Origin of the sequence: Desulfofundulus salinus (assembly GCF_003627965.1) — a bacterium.
Lineage (GTDB): Bacteria > Bacillota > Desulfotomaculia > Desulfotomaculales > Desulfovirgulaceae > Desulfofundulus > Desulfofundulus salinus.
The window spans coordinates 2,714,463-2,732,968 of sequence record NZ_RBWE01000001.1 but is presented as its reverse complement, the minus strand read 5'-3'; the positions used below and the strand labels follow the sequence as shown (position 1 = coordinate 2,732,968).

At 57.3% G+C, this 18,506-nt stretch carries 13 protein-coding genes and 1 pseudogene; 13 read left to right on the top strand and 1 reads right to left on the bottom strand.

The window, feature by feature from the left end; translation table 11 throughout:
* The first annotated feature begins 6 nt into the window (after positions 1 to 6).
* A complete protein-coding gene (locus D7024_RS15010) occupies positions 7 to 165 on the top strand; it encodes a hypothetical protein (RefSeq protein WP_207666940.1) in 159 nt (52 codons plus the stop codon).
* A gap of 12 nt (positions 166 to 177) precedes the next feature.
* Here D7024_RS15010 and D7024_RS13750 read toward each other — a convergent pair whose 3' ends face one another.
* Positions 178 to 1,434, bottom strand: coding sequence for an NAD(P)-dependent malic enzyme (locus D7024_RS13750; RefSeq protein WP_121452282.1), 1,257 nt, complete (start codon positions 1,432 to 1,434; stop codon positions 178 to 180).
* A 160-nt stretch (positions 1,435 to 1,594) separates the two neighbouring features.
* Between D7024_RS13750 and D7024_RS13745 the strand changes: the two genes are divergently transcribed.
* The 12 genes and pseudogenes from D7024_RS13745 to D7024_RS13695 all read left to right on the top strand — a co-directional run.
* On the top strand, positions 1,595 to 1,906 hold the full coding sequence (locus D7024_RS13745; protein ID WP_121452281.1) for a hypothetical protein: 312 nt from the start codon (positions 1,595 to 1,597) through the stop codon (positions 1,904 to 1,906).
* A 121-nt stretch (positions 1,907 to 2,027) separates the two neighbouring features.
* Positions 2,028 to 2,600 carry an aminoacyl-tRNA hydrolase gene (pth, locus tag D7024_RS13740; protein ID WP_121452606.1) on the top strand — a complete coding sequence of 191 codons (573 nt, stop codon included), beginning with the start codon at positions 2,028 to 2,030 and terminating at the stop codon, positions 2,598 to 2,600.
* A 33-nt stretch (positions 2,601 to 2,633) separates the two neighbouring features.
* Complete coding sequence (locus tag D7024_RS13735; RefSeq protein ID WP_121452280.1) at positions 2,634 to 3,029, top strand: hypothetical protein; 396 nt, start codon at positions 2,634 to 2,636, stop codon at positions 3,027 to 3,029.
* 169 nt (positions 3,030 to 3,198) lie between these two features.
* The gene (locus D7024_RS13730) at positions 3,199 to 3,423 is read left to right on the top strand and encodes a hypothetical protein (protein ID WP_121452279.1); all 225 of its coding nucleotides are present in this window, start codon (positions 3,199 to 3,201) and stop codon (positions 3,421 to 3,423) included.
* Positions 3,424 to 3,511: 88 nt separating this feature from the next.
* The gene (mfd, locus tag D7024_RS13725) at positions 3,512 to 7,051 is read left to right on the top strand and encodes a transcription-repair coupling factor (protein WP_121452278.1); all 3,540 of its coding nucleotides are present in this window, start codon (positions 3,512 to 3,514) and stop codon (positions 7,049 to 7,051) included.
* 199 nt (positions 7,052 to 7,250) lie between these two features.
* Positions 7,251 to 7,718: an AMP-binding protein gene (locus tag D7024_RS15280; RefSeq protein ID WP_243113799.1), complete on the top strand. Its 468-nt coding sequence runs from the start codon at positions 7,251 to 7,253 to the stop codon at positions 7,716 to 7,718.
* Entirely contained in the window at positions 7,691 to 8,119 is a 429-nt protein-coding gene (locus D7024_RS15275) for an acyl-CoA synthetase family protein (RefSeq protein WP_243113798.1), read from the top strand. Before D7024_RS15280 ends, D7024_RS15275 begins: the two co-directional genes overlap by 28 nt.
* A 156-nt stretch (positions 8,120 to 8,275) precedes the next feature.
* Positions 8,276 to 8,941 (top strand): Crp/Fnr family transcriptional regulator, encoded by a 666-nt coding sequence (locus D7024_RS13715; RefSeq protein ID WP_121452277.1) that lies wholly within the window; start codon positions 8,276 to 8,278, stop codon positions 8,939 to 8,941.
* Positions 8,942 to 9,028: 87 nt separating this feature from the next.
* A complete protein-coding gene (gene cooS, locus D7024_RS13710) occupies positions 9,029 to 10,993 on the top strand; it encodes an anaerobic carbon-monoxide dehydrogenase catalytic subunit (RefSeq protein WP_121452276.1) in 1,965 nt (654 codons plus the stop codon).
* Between the two features lie 474 nt (positions 10,994 to 11,467).
* On the top strand, positions 11,468 to 12,133 hold the full coding sequence (locus D7024_RS13705) for a respiratory nitrate reductase subunit gamma (RefSeq protein ID WP_121452275.1): 666 nt from the start codon (positions 11,468 to 11,470) through the stop codon (positions 12,131 to 12,133).
* On the top strand, positions 12,133 to 13,524 hold the full coding sequence (locus D7024_RS13700) for a (Fe-S)-binding protein (protein WP_121452274.1): 1,392 nt from the start codon (positions 12,133 to 12,135) through the stop codon (positions 13,522 to 13,524). The genes D7024_RS13705 and D7024_RS13700 overlap by 1 nt, the downstream gene beginning before the upstream one ends.
* Positions 13,525 to 14,350: 826 nt before the next feature.
* Positions 14,351 to 18,506, top strand: a pseudogene (locus D7024_RS13695) (NAD(P)-binding protein); the annotation flags it as partial.

Here is an 18,506-nt window from a genome sequence, read left to right as displayed (position 1 = left end):
AAGGTTTTGATCAAAGAATTTCAGTACGACTCCCTGCGCGGCGAGTTGATCCACGCCGACTTCCAGCAGGTCTCCCTCACGGAAAAATCGTCGGGGCTTTCAGGCATGGTCGCCCCGGCGTTTTGTTATGCCTGGAGATTGGGCAAAAAAGAAACCCCGGTTTGAAACCGGGGTTTCTTAACTGGCCCTCAGTTCGGTAAGGCCAGGGCCATGACGGGCAGTTAGTTCACGGGTATGCCGGGCTACCTGTTCAGGGTCTACTTTTAACCGGGCTACTCCTGTTTGCATGGCCGCTTTCGCCACGGCCGCGGCCACCGCCGGTGCCACCCGGGGATCAAAAGGCTTGGGAATAATGTAACCGGGCCCCAGTTCCCCCGGAGTTACCAGGCCGGCGATGGCCCGGGCGGCGGCCACCTTCATGGCCTCGTTAATGTCGGTTGCCCGCACGTCCAGGGCACCGCGGAAGATGCCCGGAAAGGCCAGTACATTATTGATCTGGTTGGGGAAATCGGAACGCCCGGTAGCTACCACTGCCGCTCCGGCCTCCAGAGCTGTACCGGGCATGATTTCCGGTACGGGATTGGCGAGGGCGAAGACGACAGCACCGGGAGCCATGCTGCGTACCATGTCCTGTGTCACCAGACCGGGTCTTGACAGGCCGATGAAGACGTCTGCGCCGCTTAAGGCATCAGCCAGCCGGCCCTTAATTCCCCGCGGGTTGGTGCGGCAGGCCACTTCTTCCTTGTACTTGTTGAGTCCGGTACGTCCGCGGTAGACCACACCCTTGCTGTCGCAGAGCACGATATCCCGTACGCCCAGGTAGTGCAACAGGTTGGCCACGGCTATACCCGCTGCGCCACACCCGTTTATAACCACCCGCACTTCGCTCATCTCTTTGCCCACCACTTTTAAGGCATTAAACAACCCGGCCGCCGTGACCACCGCAGTGCCGTGCTGATCATCATGGAAAACGGGAATGCTCACTTCCTTCTTCAGCCGGCGCTCAATTTCAAAACAGGCCGGTGCCGCAATATCTTCCAGGTTGATGCCGCCAAAGGTCGGTTCCAGCATTTTAACCGTCTCGACAATTTTATCGATATCTTTGCTGCCCACACAAATGGGAAACGCATCGACACCTGCCAGTTGCTTGAAGAGCAGGGCTTTACCTTCCATTACCGGCAGTGCCGCTTCCGGGCCGATGTCTCCCAACCCCAGTACGGCAGTACCGTCGGAGACGATGGCCACCAGGTTACCTTTAGCGGTATATTCGTAAACCAGATCCTTTTGGGCGTGAATTTGGCGGCACGGTTCAGCCACCCCCGGGGTATAGGCCAGTGAGAGATCGTGTTCGTTATCGATGGACACTTTTCTGCCTACTTCTATTTTTCCGTGGAATTTCCGGTGCATTTCAACTGCTTCTTCATTTAGTGTCATGGTAAACACCTCGAAATTAATGTATTATGCATCTTGTATACAGTATAACAAGAGACTAATTGCCTGTCAATCCAATAAATGTATTGGCGGGCCCGTAACACCAAAAACCCTCCCTGCATAAAATGGCAGCAGAACCATCTTTATGCGGGGAGGGTAGAACATGTCCGAAGCCCAGCTGCAATCATATTACGGTTCCATAGATATGGCCTTGCCTCTGGTTGATCGCCTGCGTCAGCTCAAGGGGCAGCAGGTGACGATTTATGTGATGCATGTCATGAGGCACCAGGTAGGAACCCTGGAGCTTACGGGTATGCTCCATGCCGTGGGCATAGACTACGTTGAGTTGCATGTATCTGGCAGTAGCGGCTCGATGCGCGTTGCTTTCATACCAATTGTGGCAATTGGAGTTGTTCTTGCCGGCGAACATCCGGCTTCTGCTCCAGGAGTTTACCCACCCTACGGCGGGCTGTAAAAACAGAACCTGGCAAAGCTCCGGTAAAAAACCGGGGCTTTTTTATTGGCCGGTAAAAACCTTGCAGTTGCGGGGGAGGCCCGTTGTGGATACAATGGTCGTGGAAAGGAGAGAAAAAATCATGTGGCTTGTAGTGGGATTGGGTAACCCCGGTCCGGAGTATGCCAGGACCCGCCATAACGTGGGCTTTATGGTTGTGGATAGACTGGCCCGGGATTTGGACATTAAAATCGACCAGGTGTTTTTGTGTGCCCTGGTCGGCCAGGGACAGGTGGCCGGCCGGAAATTGGTTCTGGCCAAGCCCTTAACCTATATGAACAGAAGCGGTGAAGCGGTAGCCGCCCTGTTGAACTGGTACAAGCTTACGCCGTCCCAACTTCTGGTTGTTTCCGACGACCTGGATTTGCCCACCGGCCGCCTGCGCCTGCGCAAGTCCGGGGGGGACGGAGGGCACAGGGGTTTGCGTTCCATCATTGAGCTGGTGGGCAGCCGGGAATTTGCACGTTTGCGTGTGGGTATAGGGCGTCCTTCCGGGCCGGATTATGGGGTGGTGGATTGGGTTTTAAGTCGGTTTACAGAGGAAGAAGGACCGCTGATGGAGAAGGCAGTGGCCGATGCTTCTCAAGCCATTCAGGTGGCCCTTACCCGCGGCCTGGATGCAGCCATGAATCTCTTTAATGCCGGCCGGGTATAGAGGCCGGCTTTTTTTGTTCATACTAGGATAAAGATGAATCAGTTAGCCTTTATCCCGGCCGGAGTGCTGGCGGCTGCCACTTCCTGGCTGGTTAACGGCCTTATTTTCAGCCGTACGGGTGCCTTTGCCGTGGTTTATGTGGCTCCCGGGGTTGAAGAGGCGGCCAAAACAAGTTTTGCCCTTTTTTTGGGTACATCCATTCCCCTGGCCCATTTCATTTTTGGTCTGGTGGAGGGGGTGTGGGAGGCCGCCCGGGGCAGGCGGGGTTGGGCGGCGGGACTGGCGAGCCTGGCATCCCATGCTGCTTTCGGGCTGGCCGCCGGTTGGCTTTACCGGCTCACAGCCAGTGCCCTGCTGGCCGTGACCGGATCCTATTTACTGCACATGGGTTGGAACAAACTGGTGGTAAATCTTTCTAGGAAACCGTAAAGATGCTAGCGTTGTAAATATTTCATTGAAAACCGCTTTGAGGATGCGGCGCTGTCGGCGCGGAGCACTGGAGTGAGTGAGGACACGCCGCATCCAGCAACGGTTCACCGACCGCAAAGCCCCTATAAGCGCATGAGCGCTGCCTGTTCCAGAAAGGATGCAACTATAGATGAAAATAATCCATATTTGTGAGTGCTGCGATCAGGTGGTCAGGGAGGAAAGGATAAACAATAGCGACGGTGCCGGCAGGCTGGTTTCTGCCGCCTTGACTGGGGAGGATTCCGGGGATATAATGAATGTGATCTTTCAGTATTGCCTTTGCGATGACTGCCGGGAGATGTTATACGGTCCTCCCGGGCCCCTTTTTTACCAGGGCCCGCTCTGGTTGCACTGATGCAAACGTACCTTGCGATGCGTACAGGGCTTTAGCTGCGCTAAAGCTCTTTTTGTGATGCCCATTTTCGAAAGAGGTTAACTTAAAAATGCGTGCACTGCTGGAGCCATTGCAAAAAAGTTCAGAATTTAAAACCATGCTTGCCGCCGTGTCCCGGCAAACCGGCCAGCAGCTGGTTTTCGGCCTTTCCGGAGCCCAGCGCAGCCTGGTTGCCGCGGGCCTTATTGACGCCCTGGGCGGTCCGGTTTTGATCATTACCCCGGGGGATAGTGAAGCCTCCTTACTGGCCGATGATCTTACCTCCCTTTTGCCCGGCATTCCCGTTTACCTTTTTCCTGTATGGCAGCTGCTGCCCTACCAGGTCCTGGCCCACGGCAAAGAGGTGCTTGCCCAGCGGCTGAAGGCGCTGGTGGCCCTTTCCCGGGACGAGCCCTGTGTGGTGGTGGCACCGCTGGAGGCTGTCTTGCGCCGCCTTTCCCCGCCGGAGGTCTTTCGCCGCGCCATCATCGACCTTGCCGTGGGTCAAAGGGTGGATCTGGAGGAACTGGTCCGGCGGCTGGTGGACGTGGGTTACGAGCGGGTGGAAATGGTGGAAGGGCCGGGCCAGCTGGCCTTAAGGGGCGGTATTCTGGATATTTACCCCCTGACCTTTGAGCACCCCGTGCGGCTGGAATTCTTTGACGACGAAGTGGATTCCATCCGTTTTTTTGATGCTGACTCCCAGCGTTCCATTGATCGTACCGGTGCTGTTTCCATTCCTCCCGCCGCCGAGCTGGTGGTTACGGAGGAGAGCCGTGCCCGGGCCCTGGATGTCCTGGAAACGGAGTATCGCCTGCAGCTAAAGAAAGTTACCGAAAGTTCCACCCTGGAAGTGCGCCGCCGGTTGGAGGAACTGGGGGAAAACGCAAAGGAGCAGATTGCTTCCGGTGGTTACTACCCGGGATTGGATCAGTTTCTACCCTATTTCTACCGCCACCCTTATACGCTACTTGATTATATGCCCTTTGCCAGCTTGACGGTGGTTGACGACCTCGTCCGCATCCGGGAGCTGGCGGAAAGTATCTTTAAAGAGCGGTCGGAAACCTATAGCGAGCTGTTATCTGCCGGCCGCGTTTTGCCCGGACAGATCCATGGCTATGTACAGTGGCAGCAAATCGAGCAGCAATTGTACAGGCGTAAAACGGTTTATTTTTCCCTTTTAACCCGTCAACCCCAGCATTTGATGGTCCACGATGTGGTTACTTTTTCCACCCGGGGTATGCATTCTTTTCTGGGGCGCCTGGATGTGCTGGCCGATGAAGTACGTCACTGGCGCAAATCCGGCTATGCCGTGGTCATGCTGCTCTCCACCGAGGAGCGCGCCCGGCACCTGGCGGAAGAGCTGCGCAATGCTGGGCTGGACGCCTACGTGACCGGTTCCCTGGACCGGCCCGTTACGCCCGGCAACATTGCCCTTGCCGCAGGTCGCCTTTCCGGAGGATTTGAGCTGGTTTCCGGCCGGCTGGTGGTTATCACCGAGGCGGACATCTACGGCCAGCGGTGGAAAAGGACCCAGCGGGTGCGTGCCCGGACTGCCGGCCGCCCGGAACCCCTCACGGATTTAAAAGCAGGCGATTACGTGGTGCATGTAAACCACGGCATCGGCCGTTACATGGGCATCGTTTCCCTGAATATCGGGGGCGTGCAGAAGGATTATTTACTGATCAAGTATGCCGGGGAAGATAAACTGTATGTACCTACCGACCAGGTAGGTTTGATCCAGAAATATCTGGGGGCCGAAGCGGAAGCTCCCCGGTTGTCCCGCCTGGGGGGAGGGGAATGGTCCCGGGTGAAAGGGCGGGTAAAAGAAGCGGTGCGGGAGATGGCCCAGGAGCTGCTGGCCCTCTACGCCGCCCGCCAGGCCCTGCCCGGCCATGCCTTCAGCCCTGATACGCCGTGGCAGCAGGAATTTGAAGCGGCCTTTCCCTACCAGGAAACCCCGGACCAGCTCCGGGCCATCCAGGAAGTCAAGGCGGATATGGAACGTCCCCGTCCCATGGACCGCCTGCTCTGCGGGGACGTGGGTTACGGCAAAACCGAGGTGGCCCTGAGGGCCGCCTTCAAGGCCGTCATGGACGGCAAGCAGGTGGCCGTGCTGGTGCCTACCACCATCCTGGCCCAGCAGCACTATAACACCTTCCGGGAACGTTTTGCCGGCTTTCCGGTGACCATCGAGGTCTTAAGCCGCTTCCGCACCCCGAAGGAGCAGCGCCGGGTGCTGGCGGGCCTGGCCTCGGGCCAGGTGGACATTGTCATCGGCACCCACCGCCTGGTGCAGGACGATGTGGTGTTCAAGGACCTGGGTCTTCTGGTGGTGGATGAGGAACAGCGCTTCGGGGTGGCCCACAAGGAAAAGCTGAAGAGGCTGAAGCAGGATGTGGATGTGCTCACCCTGACCGCCACCCCCATCCCCCGTACCCTGCACATGTCGCTGGTGGGTGTGCGGGACACGAGCCTTCTGGAAACCCCTCCGGAAAACCGCTTCCCGGTGCAGACCTACGTCCTGGAAGAGGATCCGGTGCTCATCCGGGAAGCCATCCGGCGCGAGATAGGCCGGGGTGGCCAGGTTTATTTCGTGCATAACCGCGTCATGGATCTGGACCAGGTAGCCGCCTGGTTGCAGGGCCTGGTGCCGGAGGCCCGCATCGCGGTGGCTCACGGGCAGATGAAGGAAGAGGAACTGGAACAAATCATGCTCGATTTCATGGACGGGGCCTACGATGTGCTGGTCTGCACCACCATTATTGAAAGCGGCCTGGACATTCCAAATGTAAATACATTGATTGTTAAGGATGCCAATAATTTCGGCCTGGCCCAGCTTTACCAGCTGCGGGGCAGGGTGGGCCGCTCCAACCGCCTGGCTTACGCCTACTTTACCTTCCGCCGTGACCGGGTGCTGAACGAACTGGCGGAAAAAAGGCTGGCGGCCATCCGGGAGTTTACCGAGTTTGGTTCCGGGTACAAGATTGCCATGCGGGACCTGGAAATACGGGGTGCGGGCAATTTGCTGGGTGCCGAGCAGCACGGCCATATTGCCGCGGTGGGTTTTGACCTCTACTGCCGTCTGCTGGAGGAGGCAGTGCGGGAGGCCAGGGGAGAGGCGCCGGAAAAGGTGGTGGAAACCTCCATCGAACTGCCGGTGGAAGCCTATATACCCGATACCTATGTCCGGGACGCTGACCAGAAGGTGGATCTCTACCGCCGCCTGGCCGTGGTGCGCCGGGAAGAGCAGGTCGTGGAGCTGGAGGATGAACTGGTGGACCGTTTCGGGGATCCCCCGCAGCCGGTATGCACTTTGCTTACCGTGGCCCGCTTGAGGGCCCTGGCCAGCTCCCTGGGGATTAAATCCATTACGGCCCAGCCGGGGAGTTTCCGCCTGCAGTTTGCGCCTGAGCACAACCTCCGGGGCGAGGCCCTGGTGGAGATAGGCAAACAGTACGCCAACCGGGTAAAATTCAGCAGCAGTAACGAAGAATTTGAAATCCGCCTCCGGACCCGGAATACCCCGGACGATCCCCTGAATTACCTGGGCGGGCTGGAGAACTTCCTGCGGGATCTCCATGAGGCAAACAAAATGCACGCGGCTTAGTTACAGGCAATCCGCAGAAGACCCAGCACTCACCGGAATTCGTGGGTATCATCGCCTCCTGCCCCTACCCACCGGGTGGTGGAGAACTTCGAAGACATGCTGGGTTCCCGCTGGTTTGTGGGGGCGGAGTTGAACCTTTGCGGAGAACCTGCTGCGTTACCGGGATGATCACACGGCCCTCATTTTTAAAGGGGAGGCCATGGAAGAGCCGGTGCGCCTGACCTACGCCCGGCTGTACGATCAGGTGGCCCGGCTGGCCAAATCCCTGCGGGAGATGGGCGTTACGGTGGGAGACCGGGTGGCGGGCTTCATGCCCAACATGATCGAGACCGTGGTGGCCATGCTGGCCGCCACCAGCATCGGGGCCATCTGGTCCTCCTGCTCGCCGGATTTTGGCGTTAAAGGGGTGTACGACCGGTTCGGGCAGATCCAGCCCAGAGTGCTGTTTTGCGCCAATGGATATTCCTACAACGGCAAAACCTACGACTCCCTGGAAAGAGTGGCCGGCATCTTAAAAAGCTGGTCTGCACCGCCCCTTTCCCCTCCATGCCCGTCTACTTCTGGAACGATCCCGACAAGAAGAAGTACAGGAGCACCTACTTTGACGTCTATCCCAACGTGTGGCGTCACGGGGATTACGTGGAGATTACCGGTACCGGCGGCGTGATTATCTACGGCCGCTCCGACGCCACTTTAAATCCCGGCGGGGTGCGCATTGGCACGGCGGAGATTTACCGCGTGGTGGAATCCCTGCCCGAAATCCTGGACAGCATTGTGGTGGGTCAGGACTGGGAAAACGACGTGCGGGTGATCCTTTTTGTCAAGCTCGCCGGAGGCGTGGAACTAACCGGCCAGTTAATCAATAAAATCAAGACCGCCATTCGGGATAACACGACGCCCCGCCACGTTCCGGCCAGGATCATTGCCGTCAAGGACATTCCCTACACCTTGAACGGCAAAAAGGTGGAAATGGCGGTGCGCAATGTCATCCACAACCAGCCGGTGCTCTACAAGGACGCCCTGGCCAACCCTGAAGCCCTTAAAAACCTCCCCGAGCTGCAAAGTTGAATGCCCGGTTTCCGGAAGAATCCACCGTACGGTGGCCGCCCTGGCAGAAGCCCCCTCCCATCCAGGGGAGGGGTTTTATTTTTCGCCGGCTTGCCTGGAATGGGTTTTGGTATTCGCGGAGCCTGGGTGTAAAATAGCCTAGAGGTGATTTTTACTTTGCGCAGTTTTGGCTTAATAAAAAACAATAAATTGCTGAGCGGCCTGTCTCAAGAGCAGCTCAAGGAGTTTTCTGCCAGTTTTAAGGAGGTTAGCCTTAAGAAAAAGGAAATGGCCTTTTCCCCGGGACGCTATTCCAGGGACATTTTTCTGGTCACAGAGGGACGCATCAAGGTATTTCTCACCTATCCCGACGGTAAGGAGTTTATCCTGACCTTGCTGGAGCCGGGGGACATCTTCAGCGGGCACACCCGGGCATTCGGCCAGGCCCTTGAGGATTCGGTCATGCTGCTGGTGCCGCTGCACGCATTCCAAAAGATGCTGGCCAAATACCCCGAGCTGACGTCCGGCCTGGTCCGGGTGCTGGGAGACGCCCTAAAGCATTCCCTGGATGTGATCGAGCAGCTGGTTTTTATGGAATCCAGGGACCGTTTGGCCAAACTGTTGTATCAATGGGCGTGCAGCCGGGGTGTTCCCCGGGATGGGGGCGTTCTGGTGAACACCGGCCTGACCAGGGACGAACTGGCCAGCTTAATTGGGGCCACCCGGCAGATGCTGGCTACCTTAATCAAAGATTTCGAGGGCCGGCAGGTCATCAAGGTGTATAAAAGGAGCATTTTCGTACCGGACCTCGAGGAGTTAAAGAGAATGATTTTTGAAAATTAAATGAAAAACGTCAAATGTTTTACGGAATTCACGACCCCCCTTAGCTATACTAATAACTACTCTAATCAAGGGCAAGGGGGTTTTAAAATGTCTGATTTAACAGGAAACACTAAGACAAATTCTCTAAAGGGTGGAAGTACCGAAACCGACCACAGCAAAAAATCCACAGACCCCGCCGTACAGCAAATGCTGGAGAAGGCTGCACGGGAAGGGATCCAGACCGTGTGGGACCGTTATCAGGCCATGCGCCCCCTGTGCAGGTTTGGTGAGACCGGCCTGTGCTGCCGCCACTGCCTGCAGGGGCCATGCCGCATCAACCCCTTGGGCCGTGAGCCCAGGGTGGGCATCTGCGGCGCCACTGCCGACGTGATCGTGATCCGGGGGCTGGACCGGGCCATTGCCGCCGGGGCGGCGGGACACTCCGGCCACGCCAAGCACCTGGCCCATACCCTGAAAAAGGCGGCTGAAGGAAGAGCCCCTGATTATCTGGTTAAAGACAAAGAAAAACTGCACTCCGTAGCCAGGCGCCTGGGCATTGTCACAGACGGCCGTCCGGAGAACGAAATCGCCCTGGATGTGGCCCGGGCCGCCCTGGCGGATTTTCATGAGAAGGACACTCCGGTAACATGGGTAACCAGTGTTCTGCCACCCGACCGTCTCGAGGTTTTTTCCAGGCATGGGCTGGTTCCCGCCGGTATTGACCATGAGATAGCGGAGGTCATGCACCGTACCTCCATGGGCTGCGACGCCGACGCGTCCAACCTGCTCCTGGGGGGCCTGCGCTGCGCCCTGGGGGATCTGGCCGGTTGCTACATGGCCACCGACCTGTCTGACATCCTTTTTGGCACTCCTTCCCCCGTGGTTACCGAGTGCAATCTCGGTGTGCTTAAGGCCGGTGCCGTCAATGTGGCCGTTCACGGGCACAATCCCGTACTGTCCGACATAATAGTGCTGGTGGCCAAAGAGATGGAGGCTGAGGCCCGGGCAGCCGGCGCCCAGGGCATTAATGTGGTGGGTATTTGCTGCACCGGCAATGAAGTATTGATGCGCCACGGCATCTCCCCCTGCACCCACTCGGTGAGCCAGGAGATGGCCATCATCACCGGGGCGCTGGATGCCCTGGTGGTCGACTACCAGTGTATACAGCCCGCCGTGGCCACGGTGGCTGAATGCTTGGGGACGACGGTGATCACCACCATGGACATGGCGAAGATCACGGGCACCACGCATGTTGATTTCTCCGAAGAAACTGCCGTTGAAAACGCCCGGCAGATTCTCCGCCTGGCCATTGAAAGTTTTACCCGTCGCCGGGGTAAACCGGTGGAAATCCCGGCAATGAAAAAGAAAGTGTTTGCCGGTTTTTCCGTCGAAGCCATTTTAAGTGCCCTGGGAAGGCTTGATGCCGGCGACCCGCTGAAGCCGCTGATTGATCATCTTACCGCCGGTAATATCCGGGGCGTATGCCTTTTCGCCGGGTGCAACAATGTGAAAGTTCCCCAGGATTACAACTTCATTACCACAGCCCGCAAGCTTCTGGAGCAAGACGTTCTGGTGCTGGCCAGCGGTTGCAGTGCAGGCGCCCTCATGCGCCACGGGTTTATGGATCCGGCCAGCGTCGAGGAGCTATGCGGCGGCGGCCTGAAAGCTGTCCTGACTGCCATTGGTGAGGCCAACGGGCTGGGTGGTCCCCTGCCCCCGGTGCTTCACGTGGGTTCCTGCGTGGACAATTCCCGGGCGGCGGCCCTGGCCGTGGCGCTGGCCGGACGCCTGGGCGTGGATCTGGACAGGCTTCCGGTGGTGGCCTCGGCCGCTGAAGCAATGCACGAAAAGGCCGTTTCCATAGGCGCCTGGGCCGTGGCCCTGGGGTTGCCCACCCACGTGGGTGTTATGCTCCCGGTGTCGGGGGGGCCTCTGGTGCATCGTATTCTTACGGAAGAGGTTAAAGGGCTGACCGGAGGTTACTTCATTTTGGAGCCGGACCCTGAATCCGCAACCGAAAAGCTCCTGGAAGCCATCAATGAACGCCGGGCCGGCCTGGGATTGCATTATTAGAGGTCACCAACTGGTTTTTGCGCTGCTTTTTTCCATGCCGTCGCCGTTGCAGTTATGGTTTTAACTATACAATCCCTCCCCTCTGAGGGTTTATACTTGAAGTCTTGCTTTTACTCCATGTTATGATGAAATAATGTTTAAAAATAACGCAAGGTGCTGGTTATATCGTGTTTTTTCCAAATGTATTGAAAAGGTGTTCATATTGGCAGGTAACGTAAATTATATTCAAAAATGTGTTGCAAACCGTCCATTCCTTTGCTATAATGGCATTGCTCTATAAGTTACAGCGAAAATATGTAAAATAATTTTTGAAGGGATTAGAAAATATTATAGGTACAATTTTCTTGTGCTTAAAACAACAAATTGGCCAAAGGCAGGTGGCTTGCAGGCTCAGGCGCAGAATATTCAGTCTAAAGTGCGGTACTAAAAAGACTACCTGTGCTTATTCCATTTTCGTAGCCAAGGAGGGTAATTATGGATTTCGGGCATTATTTAATTGCCGGGGTTATGCCCTATGTCGCTGTTGCTTTCTTTGTTTTGGGATTGGGGTATAAGATAGTCTACTGGTTTAAAGCCCCCATGCACCTGCACTGGGAACTCTTTCCTTACCCTCATACTATATCGGAACAGCTTAAGGAAATGATTACCGAAGTTTTCACCCTGCACAGCCTGTACCGTTTCAATCGCAAACACTGGCTGCCTTCCCTGATGATGCACTGGGGCTTTTATTTGCTCGTTGGTTGGCTGGTTGTTTTGCTTTTGGGCTTTTCATTTGCTGCTTATGTGGGTACAACCGGGGGTGTTTTGGTTCTTGCCGGCTCCTTCTCGCTGTTTTTACTGCGGCTTCTGGACGCCGAAGTGCGCAAAATATCGGCCCCGGTTGAATATATCAACCTGATTTTTGTCTTCCTCCTGGCCTCTAGTGGCCTGTTCAGCGGCTTTTTAGGAGATATCCAGTTAGTGAGGAGTTATTTCCTTAGTTTGCTTGCCTTTAGACCTGATGCATCCATTGCAGCTACTTACCTGACACCGTTATTGTTGTTTGAGCTGTTCCTGATCTATATTCCTTTTACGCGCATGGCTCACTTTGCGGCCAAGTTCTTTACCTACCACAAGATTAAATGGGGTGAGCTTCACTGATGTCTGCCGTGGTAGCGCAAAAAGTATTTGACGAATACCGTGTCCTTTCCGATGAAGTGTTAAAGCCGGGTGAGCCCCGGGTGGAAAAATTCCTGCAGGCCATGCGGAAGTCGCTCCAGCAAAAGGAAAACTGGACCTTCTGGTTGCCCTATATCCTTTCCCTGGATACCTGCATGAAATGCGGCACCTGTGCCGAGGTCTGCCCGGTTTACCAGTCCACAGGGCGCAAGGAGATCTACCACCCGGTTTACCGCACCGACATGCTGCGGAAGATCTATAAACGGTACTTTACCCTGCCGGGGAAACTCTTCCCCTGGCTGGTAGGGGCGGAAGACCTTACGGAAGAAAAACTCAACGCCCTGGCAGAAAACGTTTACCGGTGCACCATCTGCCGCCGCTGCTCTTACGTCTGCCCGGTGGCCATTGACAACGGGGTGATTGTGCGGGAGGCCAGGAAGATCTTTGATGCCATCGGCATTGCACCGGACGAGCTCAAGAAAAAGGGAACCCGGCTGCAGCTGCAGGCCGGCAACGCCACCGGAATGCCTGCGGCGGCCTTCCTGGACATGGTGGAGTTCCTCGAGGATGAAATCGAAGAGACCAGGGGGTATCGAATTAAAATACCGGTGGATAAAGAGGGTGCCGAGTACTTGCTCATGCACAATGCCGGCGATTACCTGGCCTTTGCCGAGACGGTAATGGGCGCCGCTGAAGTTATGCATGCGGCCGGCGTTGACTGGACCCTGAACTCGCCGAATACGGGGATAAACGACGCCGTCAACTACGGCGTGTTCTACAGCGACGTGGAATTTTCGGCCGTCATCAAGGCCCATGTGGAAACGGCCAGGAAGTTGGGAATTAAAAAGCTGGTGGTCGGCGAGTGCGGGCATGCCTTCGAGGCGCTGAAGTACTTGATCCTGAGGCTGATTCCGCCCGAGGAGAGGCCCTTTGAAGTGATAAGCATCCTGGAACTGGAGGACCAGTGGATCCGGGAAGGACGCATTAAAGTTGACCCGCAGAAAAACCTGGAGCCGGTTACCTTCCATGATTCGTGCAAGCTGGGCCGCCTGGGTGGCATGTTTGAAGAGCCTCGCCGGATCCTGGAGGCCTGCTGCCCCGATTTTCGCGAGATGACGCCCAACCGGGAAATGAGCCTGTGCTGCGGTGGCGGCAGCGGCTTTGCCATCATGGAAAAGGGAGGTTTCCTGAAGTTCCGTATGGAAACCTACGGCAGGCTTAAAGCCGAGCAGCTTAAGGCCACGGGGGCCAAAATTGTTGCCTGCGCCTGTTCCAACTGCAAGGCGCAGTTCCGGGAGATTATCAATTACCACAAGCTGCCCATGCGTTATGCCGGCGTCAGCGAGTTGCTGGCCAACGCTCTGGTGCGCTAAAGGCAGGAGCGGTAAAGTAGACATCTATGACGCTTTCATCGTCACTGCCGTTTTGCACGGAAGCGAACGGAGCGAGCGCGTGCAAACGGCAGGCAATAGACAGATTAAGGCCGGCTGGTGCGCCGGCCTTTGCTAATTATGAACCGGTGTGCGGTTACAGCACGCCGGTTTTTTTGGTGTAAGTATTCAGTAAAGCCGCTAGGGGGGTGCGGCGCTGTCCGGAGCGAACGACGCAGCACACGCCGGTAACAGCACCCGGTGAAGCGAGGCTGCCGGCTCGGCTCTCGAGGACGCCAAACGAAAGCAAATGGAAGAAGACCTGCTGGTGATACATCGGGCAGTTTAATATGGTCGGGAGGTAATAGTTTCGATGGTAATCCGCAGAGAGCCAGAGCCGGCCCGAAGCGAACCGTGGTGCGCATCTTACGCGGAGCACTGGAGTGAGCGGGGACAGCGCCGCACCCAACCGGGTTCACTGAATGTTTACTTTTTGGTGATATTTGAGCGCCGTGATGAGAAGGGAATTGCGGGACGCGCCGCCTGACCCTGGAGGCTTCCAGTTTCTAGAATGTACATATGATAATTAATATCAGCGAAAAAATAGCGGAATATAGTTGAAAACCCCTTATCCCTCTGTTATAATGGGATTGCCAATTAGTACTGGCGAAAACATTGTCAAAGATTTTTGAAGGCATAAGTAAATCTTATTATCAATTTTTCACTAACACTTAAAAGAGCTAATCCAGGTCAAGGCGGGTGTGGTCCGGTGAAGCAAAATAACGGAGTTTCCGGTTCGGTACTGGTGGTTGGTGCCGGGATCAGCGGCATGCAGTCGGCCCTGGATCTGGCCGAAAGCGGCTTTAAGGTTTATCTGGCGGATGAAAAGTCGGCCATCGGCGGTACCATGGTCAGGCTGGATAAAACCTTTCCCACCAACGATTGCGCCATGTGCATCGTTTCCCCCAAGCTGGTGGATACGGGAAGGCACCTGAACATTGAAATCCTCACCAATACCAGTTTGATGGCCCTCGAAGGAGAGGCAGGCAATTTTCGTGCCACATTAAAACAAAAGGCCCGCTACGTGGACCTTTCGAAATGCACCGGCTGCGGTGAATGTGCCCGGGTGTGCCCGGTGGAGGTGGACAATGAATTTGACGCCGGCCTGGGCAGCCGCAAGGCCATTTATAAACTTTTTCCCCAGGCTACGCCCAGCGCCTACACCATCGACAAACGGGGTATTTCTCCCTGCCGCGCGGCCTGCCCCGCCGGGGTTAACGTGCAGGGGTACGTGCAGTTGATTAAAGCCGGGAAGTATACCGAGGCGTGGCAGACCATTTACCGCGACAATCCTTTCCCGGCCATTTGCGGTCGGGTTTGCACCCATCCCTGCCAGTCCGCCTGCCACCGGGCAGGCGTGGACGGGGCGGTAAATATCAGGGCCTTGAAGCGCTTTGCTGCCGACCAGGCCTATCAGGACCTCAATTACCTCCCCCTGCCCGAAGTCGAAAAAAACCGCGGTCAGAAGGTGGCTGTGGTGGGTGCCGGTCCGGCCGGTCTTTCAGCCGCCTATCAACTGGTCAAGAAAGGTTACGGGGTGACTGTTTTTGAGGCGCTGCCCGTGGCCGGGGGTATGATGCGGGTGGGTATTCCCGAGTACCGCCTGCCGAAGAAGTGGGTCGACCTGGAGGTGGATCTGCTTTCCCGGCTGGGGGTGGAATTTAAATTCAATACCCGGCTGGGGAGGGACATCACCCTGGAAAGCCTGCGGCAGGATTATGAAGCCGTTTTTATCGCCGTGGGAGCCCACAGGAGCAGTACACCAGGAGTGCCCGGGGAGGAACTGCCGGGAGTGGAACAGGGGATATCTTTCCTGCGCCGGGTGGCCCTGGGCGAGCCGGTGACTGTGGGGCGGCGGGTGGCCGTAATCGGCGGGGGCAACACGGCCATGGACTGTGCCCGTACAGCCGTGCGGCTTGGTGCGGGGGAGGTCTATATAGTTTACCGCCGTTCCGAGGCGGAAATTACCGCCCTCCCCGAGGAAATAGCCGCGGCTAAGGAAGAAGGCATCCAGTTTATGATATTGACCAGCCCCGTGCGTTTCATCGGCGAAGAGGGCAGGTTGGTCAAGATAGAATGCGTGAAAAACCGGCTGCTGGAGTCCCCACATGGCGGCCGCCCCCGCCCCGTGCCCGTGGAGGGCAGCGAGTTTACCCTGGACGTGGATATGGTCATCCTGGCCACAGGGCAACAGCCGGATCTCTCCTGCTTAAATGGTAGCATCCCGGCAGGCAACACCATTCCTGCCGATCCCGATACCCTGGCCACTGGTATCCCCGGAGTGTTTGCCGGGGGAGACTGTGTCACCGGGCCGAAGACGGTGATCGATGCCATTGCCGCCGGCAAGGTAGCCGCCGAATCCATCCACCGCTATCTTTCCGGGCAGGATTTGAAAGAGGGGCGCCAGTTCCGGGTGGCGGAAGAAAAAATTGCCCCTTTGCGCCAGGCACCCCATGAAATACCCCGTTGTGAGCCCTGCCCCGTGATTCACCTGGACCCGCGGGAGCGAGTTAAGGGATTTGTGGAGGAAGCAAAGACCTATACCGCCGAAGAAGCGAAAAAAGAGGCAGAGCGCTGCCTGAACTGCGCCGTCTGTTCCGAGTGCCAGGAGTGTGTGCGGGTTTGCCTGGCCAAAGCCATCGATCACGAAATGCAGGATGAGGAGCTGGAAGTAAATGTAGGGGCGGTGATCTTGAGCCCCGGCGGGGAGGTTTTTAACCCCGCAGGGCTGGCCTACTACGGCTATGGACGCTACCCCAACGTGGTCACCAGCATCCAGTTCGAGCGCATTTTAAGCGCTTCCGGACCCTACCAGGGCCATCTAGTGCGCCCCTCCGACGGAAAAGAGCCCCGGCGTATTGCCTGGATCCAGTGCGTGGGGTCCCGGAACCTGCGCCTGGGGCACGACTACTGTTCCTCGGTCTGCTGCATGTACGCCATCAAGGAGGCGGTAATTGCCAGGGAGCACAGCCACGGGCCCCTGGAGACCACCATCTTCTTCATGGATATGCGTACCTACGGCAAGGACTTTGAACGCTACTACCGCCGGGCGGAAGAAGAACACGGCGTGCGTTTTGTGCGCAGCCGCATCTATAACGTGGAAGAGGCGGACAATGGAAATCTGCGCATCCGCTACGTTTTGCCCGGCGGCCAGGTGCAGGAGGAAGAATTCGACCTGGTGGTCCTTTCCGTGGGCTTTACGGCCGGGGAAAAGGCCAGGGAGCTGGCCTCCCGGCTGGGTGTGGAAACTGATCCAGCGGGATTCTGCCGCTTTAATGAATTCAGCCCGGGGGTAACATCGGTGCCGGGGATCTTTGCCGGCGGCGTCTTTGCCGGCCCCAAGGACATTCCGGAGACGGTGACCGAGGCCAGTGCTGCGGCGGGCTACGTTTCCCGGTTGTTGAGCGCCGCCCGGGGCAGTGAGACCCGGGTCAAGGAGTACCCCCCGGAAAGGCCGGTGCATAAACAGCCGCCCCGGGTGGGAGTGTTTGTCTGCCACTGCGGCATCAACATCGGCAGCGTGGTACGGGTGCCCGAGGTGGTGGAGTACGCCAAACGCCTGCCCGGTGTAGTCTACGCGAGGGAATTCCTCTTCACCTGCTCCCAGGATAGCGTAGAGGAAATTAAAAAGTGCATTCATGAGCACCGTTTGAACCGGGTGGTGGTGGCGTCGTGCACGCCGCGGACCCACGCGCCGCTGTTCCAGAACGTTTTGAGGGAAGCGGGGCTGAACCCCTACCTGTATGAACACGTGAACATCCGGGAGCACTCCTCCTGGGTGCACCGGGACCGGCCGCAGGAGGCCACGGAAAAGGCCAGGGACCTGGTGCGCATGGCCGTAGCAAAGGTGCGCCTGCTCACCCCCATCACCCAGACCTGCACCGAGATCAACAAGGGTGCCCTGGTGGTGGGCGGGGGAGTGGCGGGCATGACGGCGGCCCTCTCCCTGGCAGAACAGGGCTTTCAAGTAAGCCTGGTGGAAAAGGAAGCTGAGCTGGGCGGGAACGCCAGGCACCTCTACTACACCCTGCAGGGCTCGGATCCCCGAGCCTGGTGGAAAAGGAAGCTGAGCTGGGCGGGAACGCCAGGCACCTCTACTACACCCTGCAGGGCTCGGATCCCCGGCAATACTTGAACGAACTCATTGATAAAGTACTCAACCACCCGTTGATCCAGGTGTTTACCGGGAGCCAGGTGGTGGAAGCCGGGGGCTACCCGGGGAACTACCACAGCCGCATCAAAACGCCGGAAAAGGAACTGGAAATAAGCCACGGGGCGGTGGTTCTGGCAACGGGGGCCAGGGAAGTCCGGCCGCAGGAATACCTTTTAGGGCAGCATCCCCGGGTGATGACCCAGCGGGACCTGGAAGAACGCATCCACCGGGGGGAAGTGCAGGGCCTCAACACGGTGGTCATGGTCCAGTGCGTGGGCTCCCGGGACGACGATCACCCCTACTGCAGCCGGATCTGCTGCAGCCATGCCCTCAAGAACGCCCTGAAGCTGAAAGAGCTGAACCCAAAAGCAAACATCTACATTCTCTACCGGGACATCCGGGTATACGGGTTAAACGAGCAATATTATACGCAGGCGCGGCAAAAAGGGGTCGTCTTCATCCGCTATGACCTGAGGAAAAAGCCGGAAGTAGAAGCGGCGGGCGAAGGTTTAGTGGTGAAGGTAACCGACCACATTCTGGGGGCGGAGCTGGCCATCAGCCCGGACGTGCTGGTGTTGAGCACGGGTGTGGTGCCCGGGGAGGACAATGGCAGGCTGAGCCAGCTGTTCAAGGTGCCTTTGAACAGCGACGGGTTCTTTTTGGAAGCGCACATGAAGCTGCGGCCGGTGGACTTTGCGGCGGAAGGGTTGTACCTGTGCGGCCTGGCCCACTCGCCCAAGCTGGTGGGGGAAAGCATCACCCAGGCCAATGC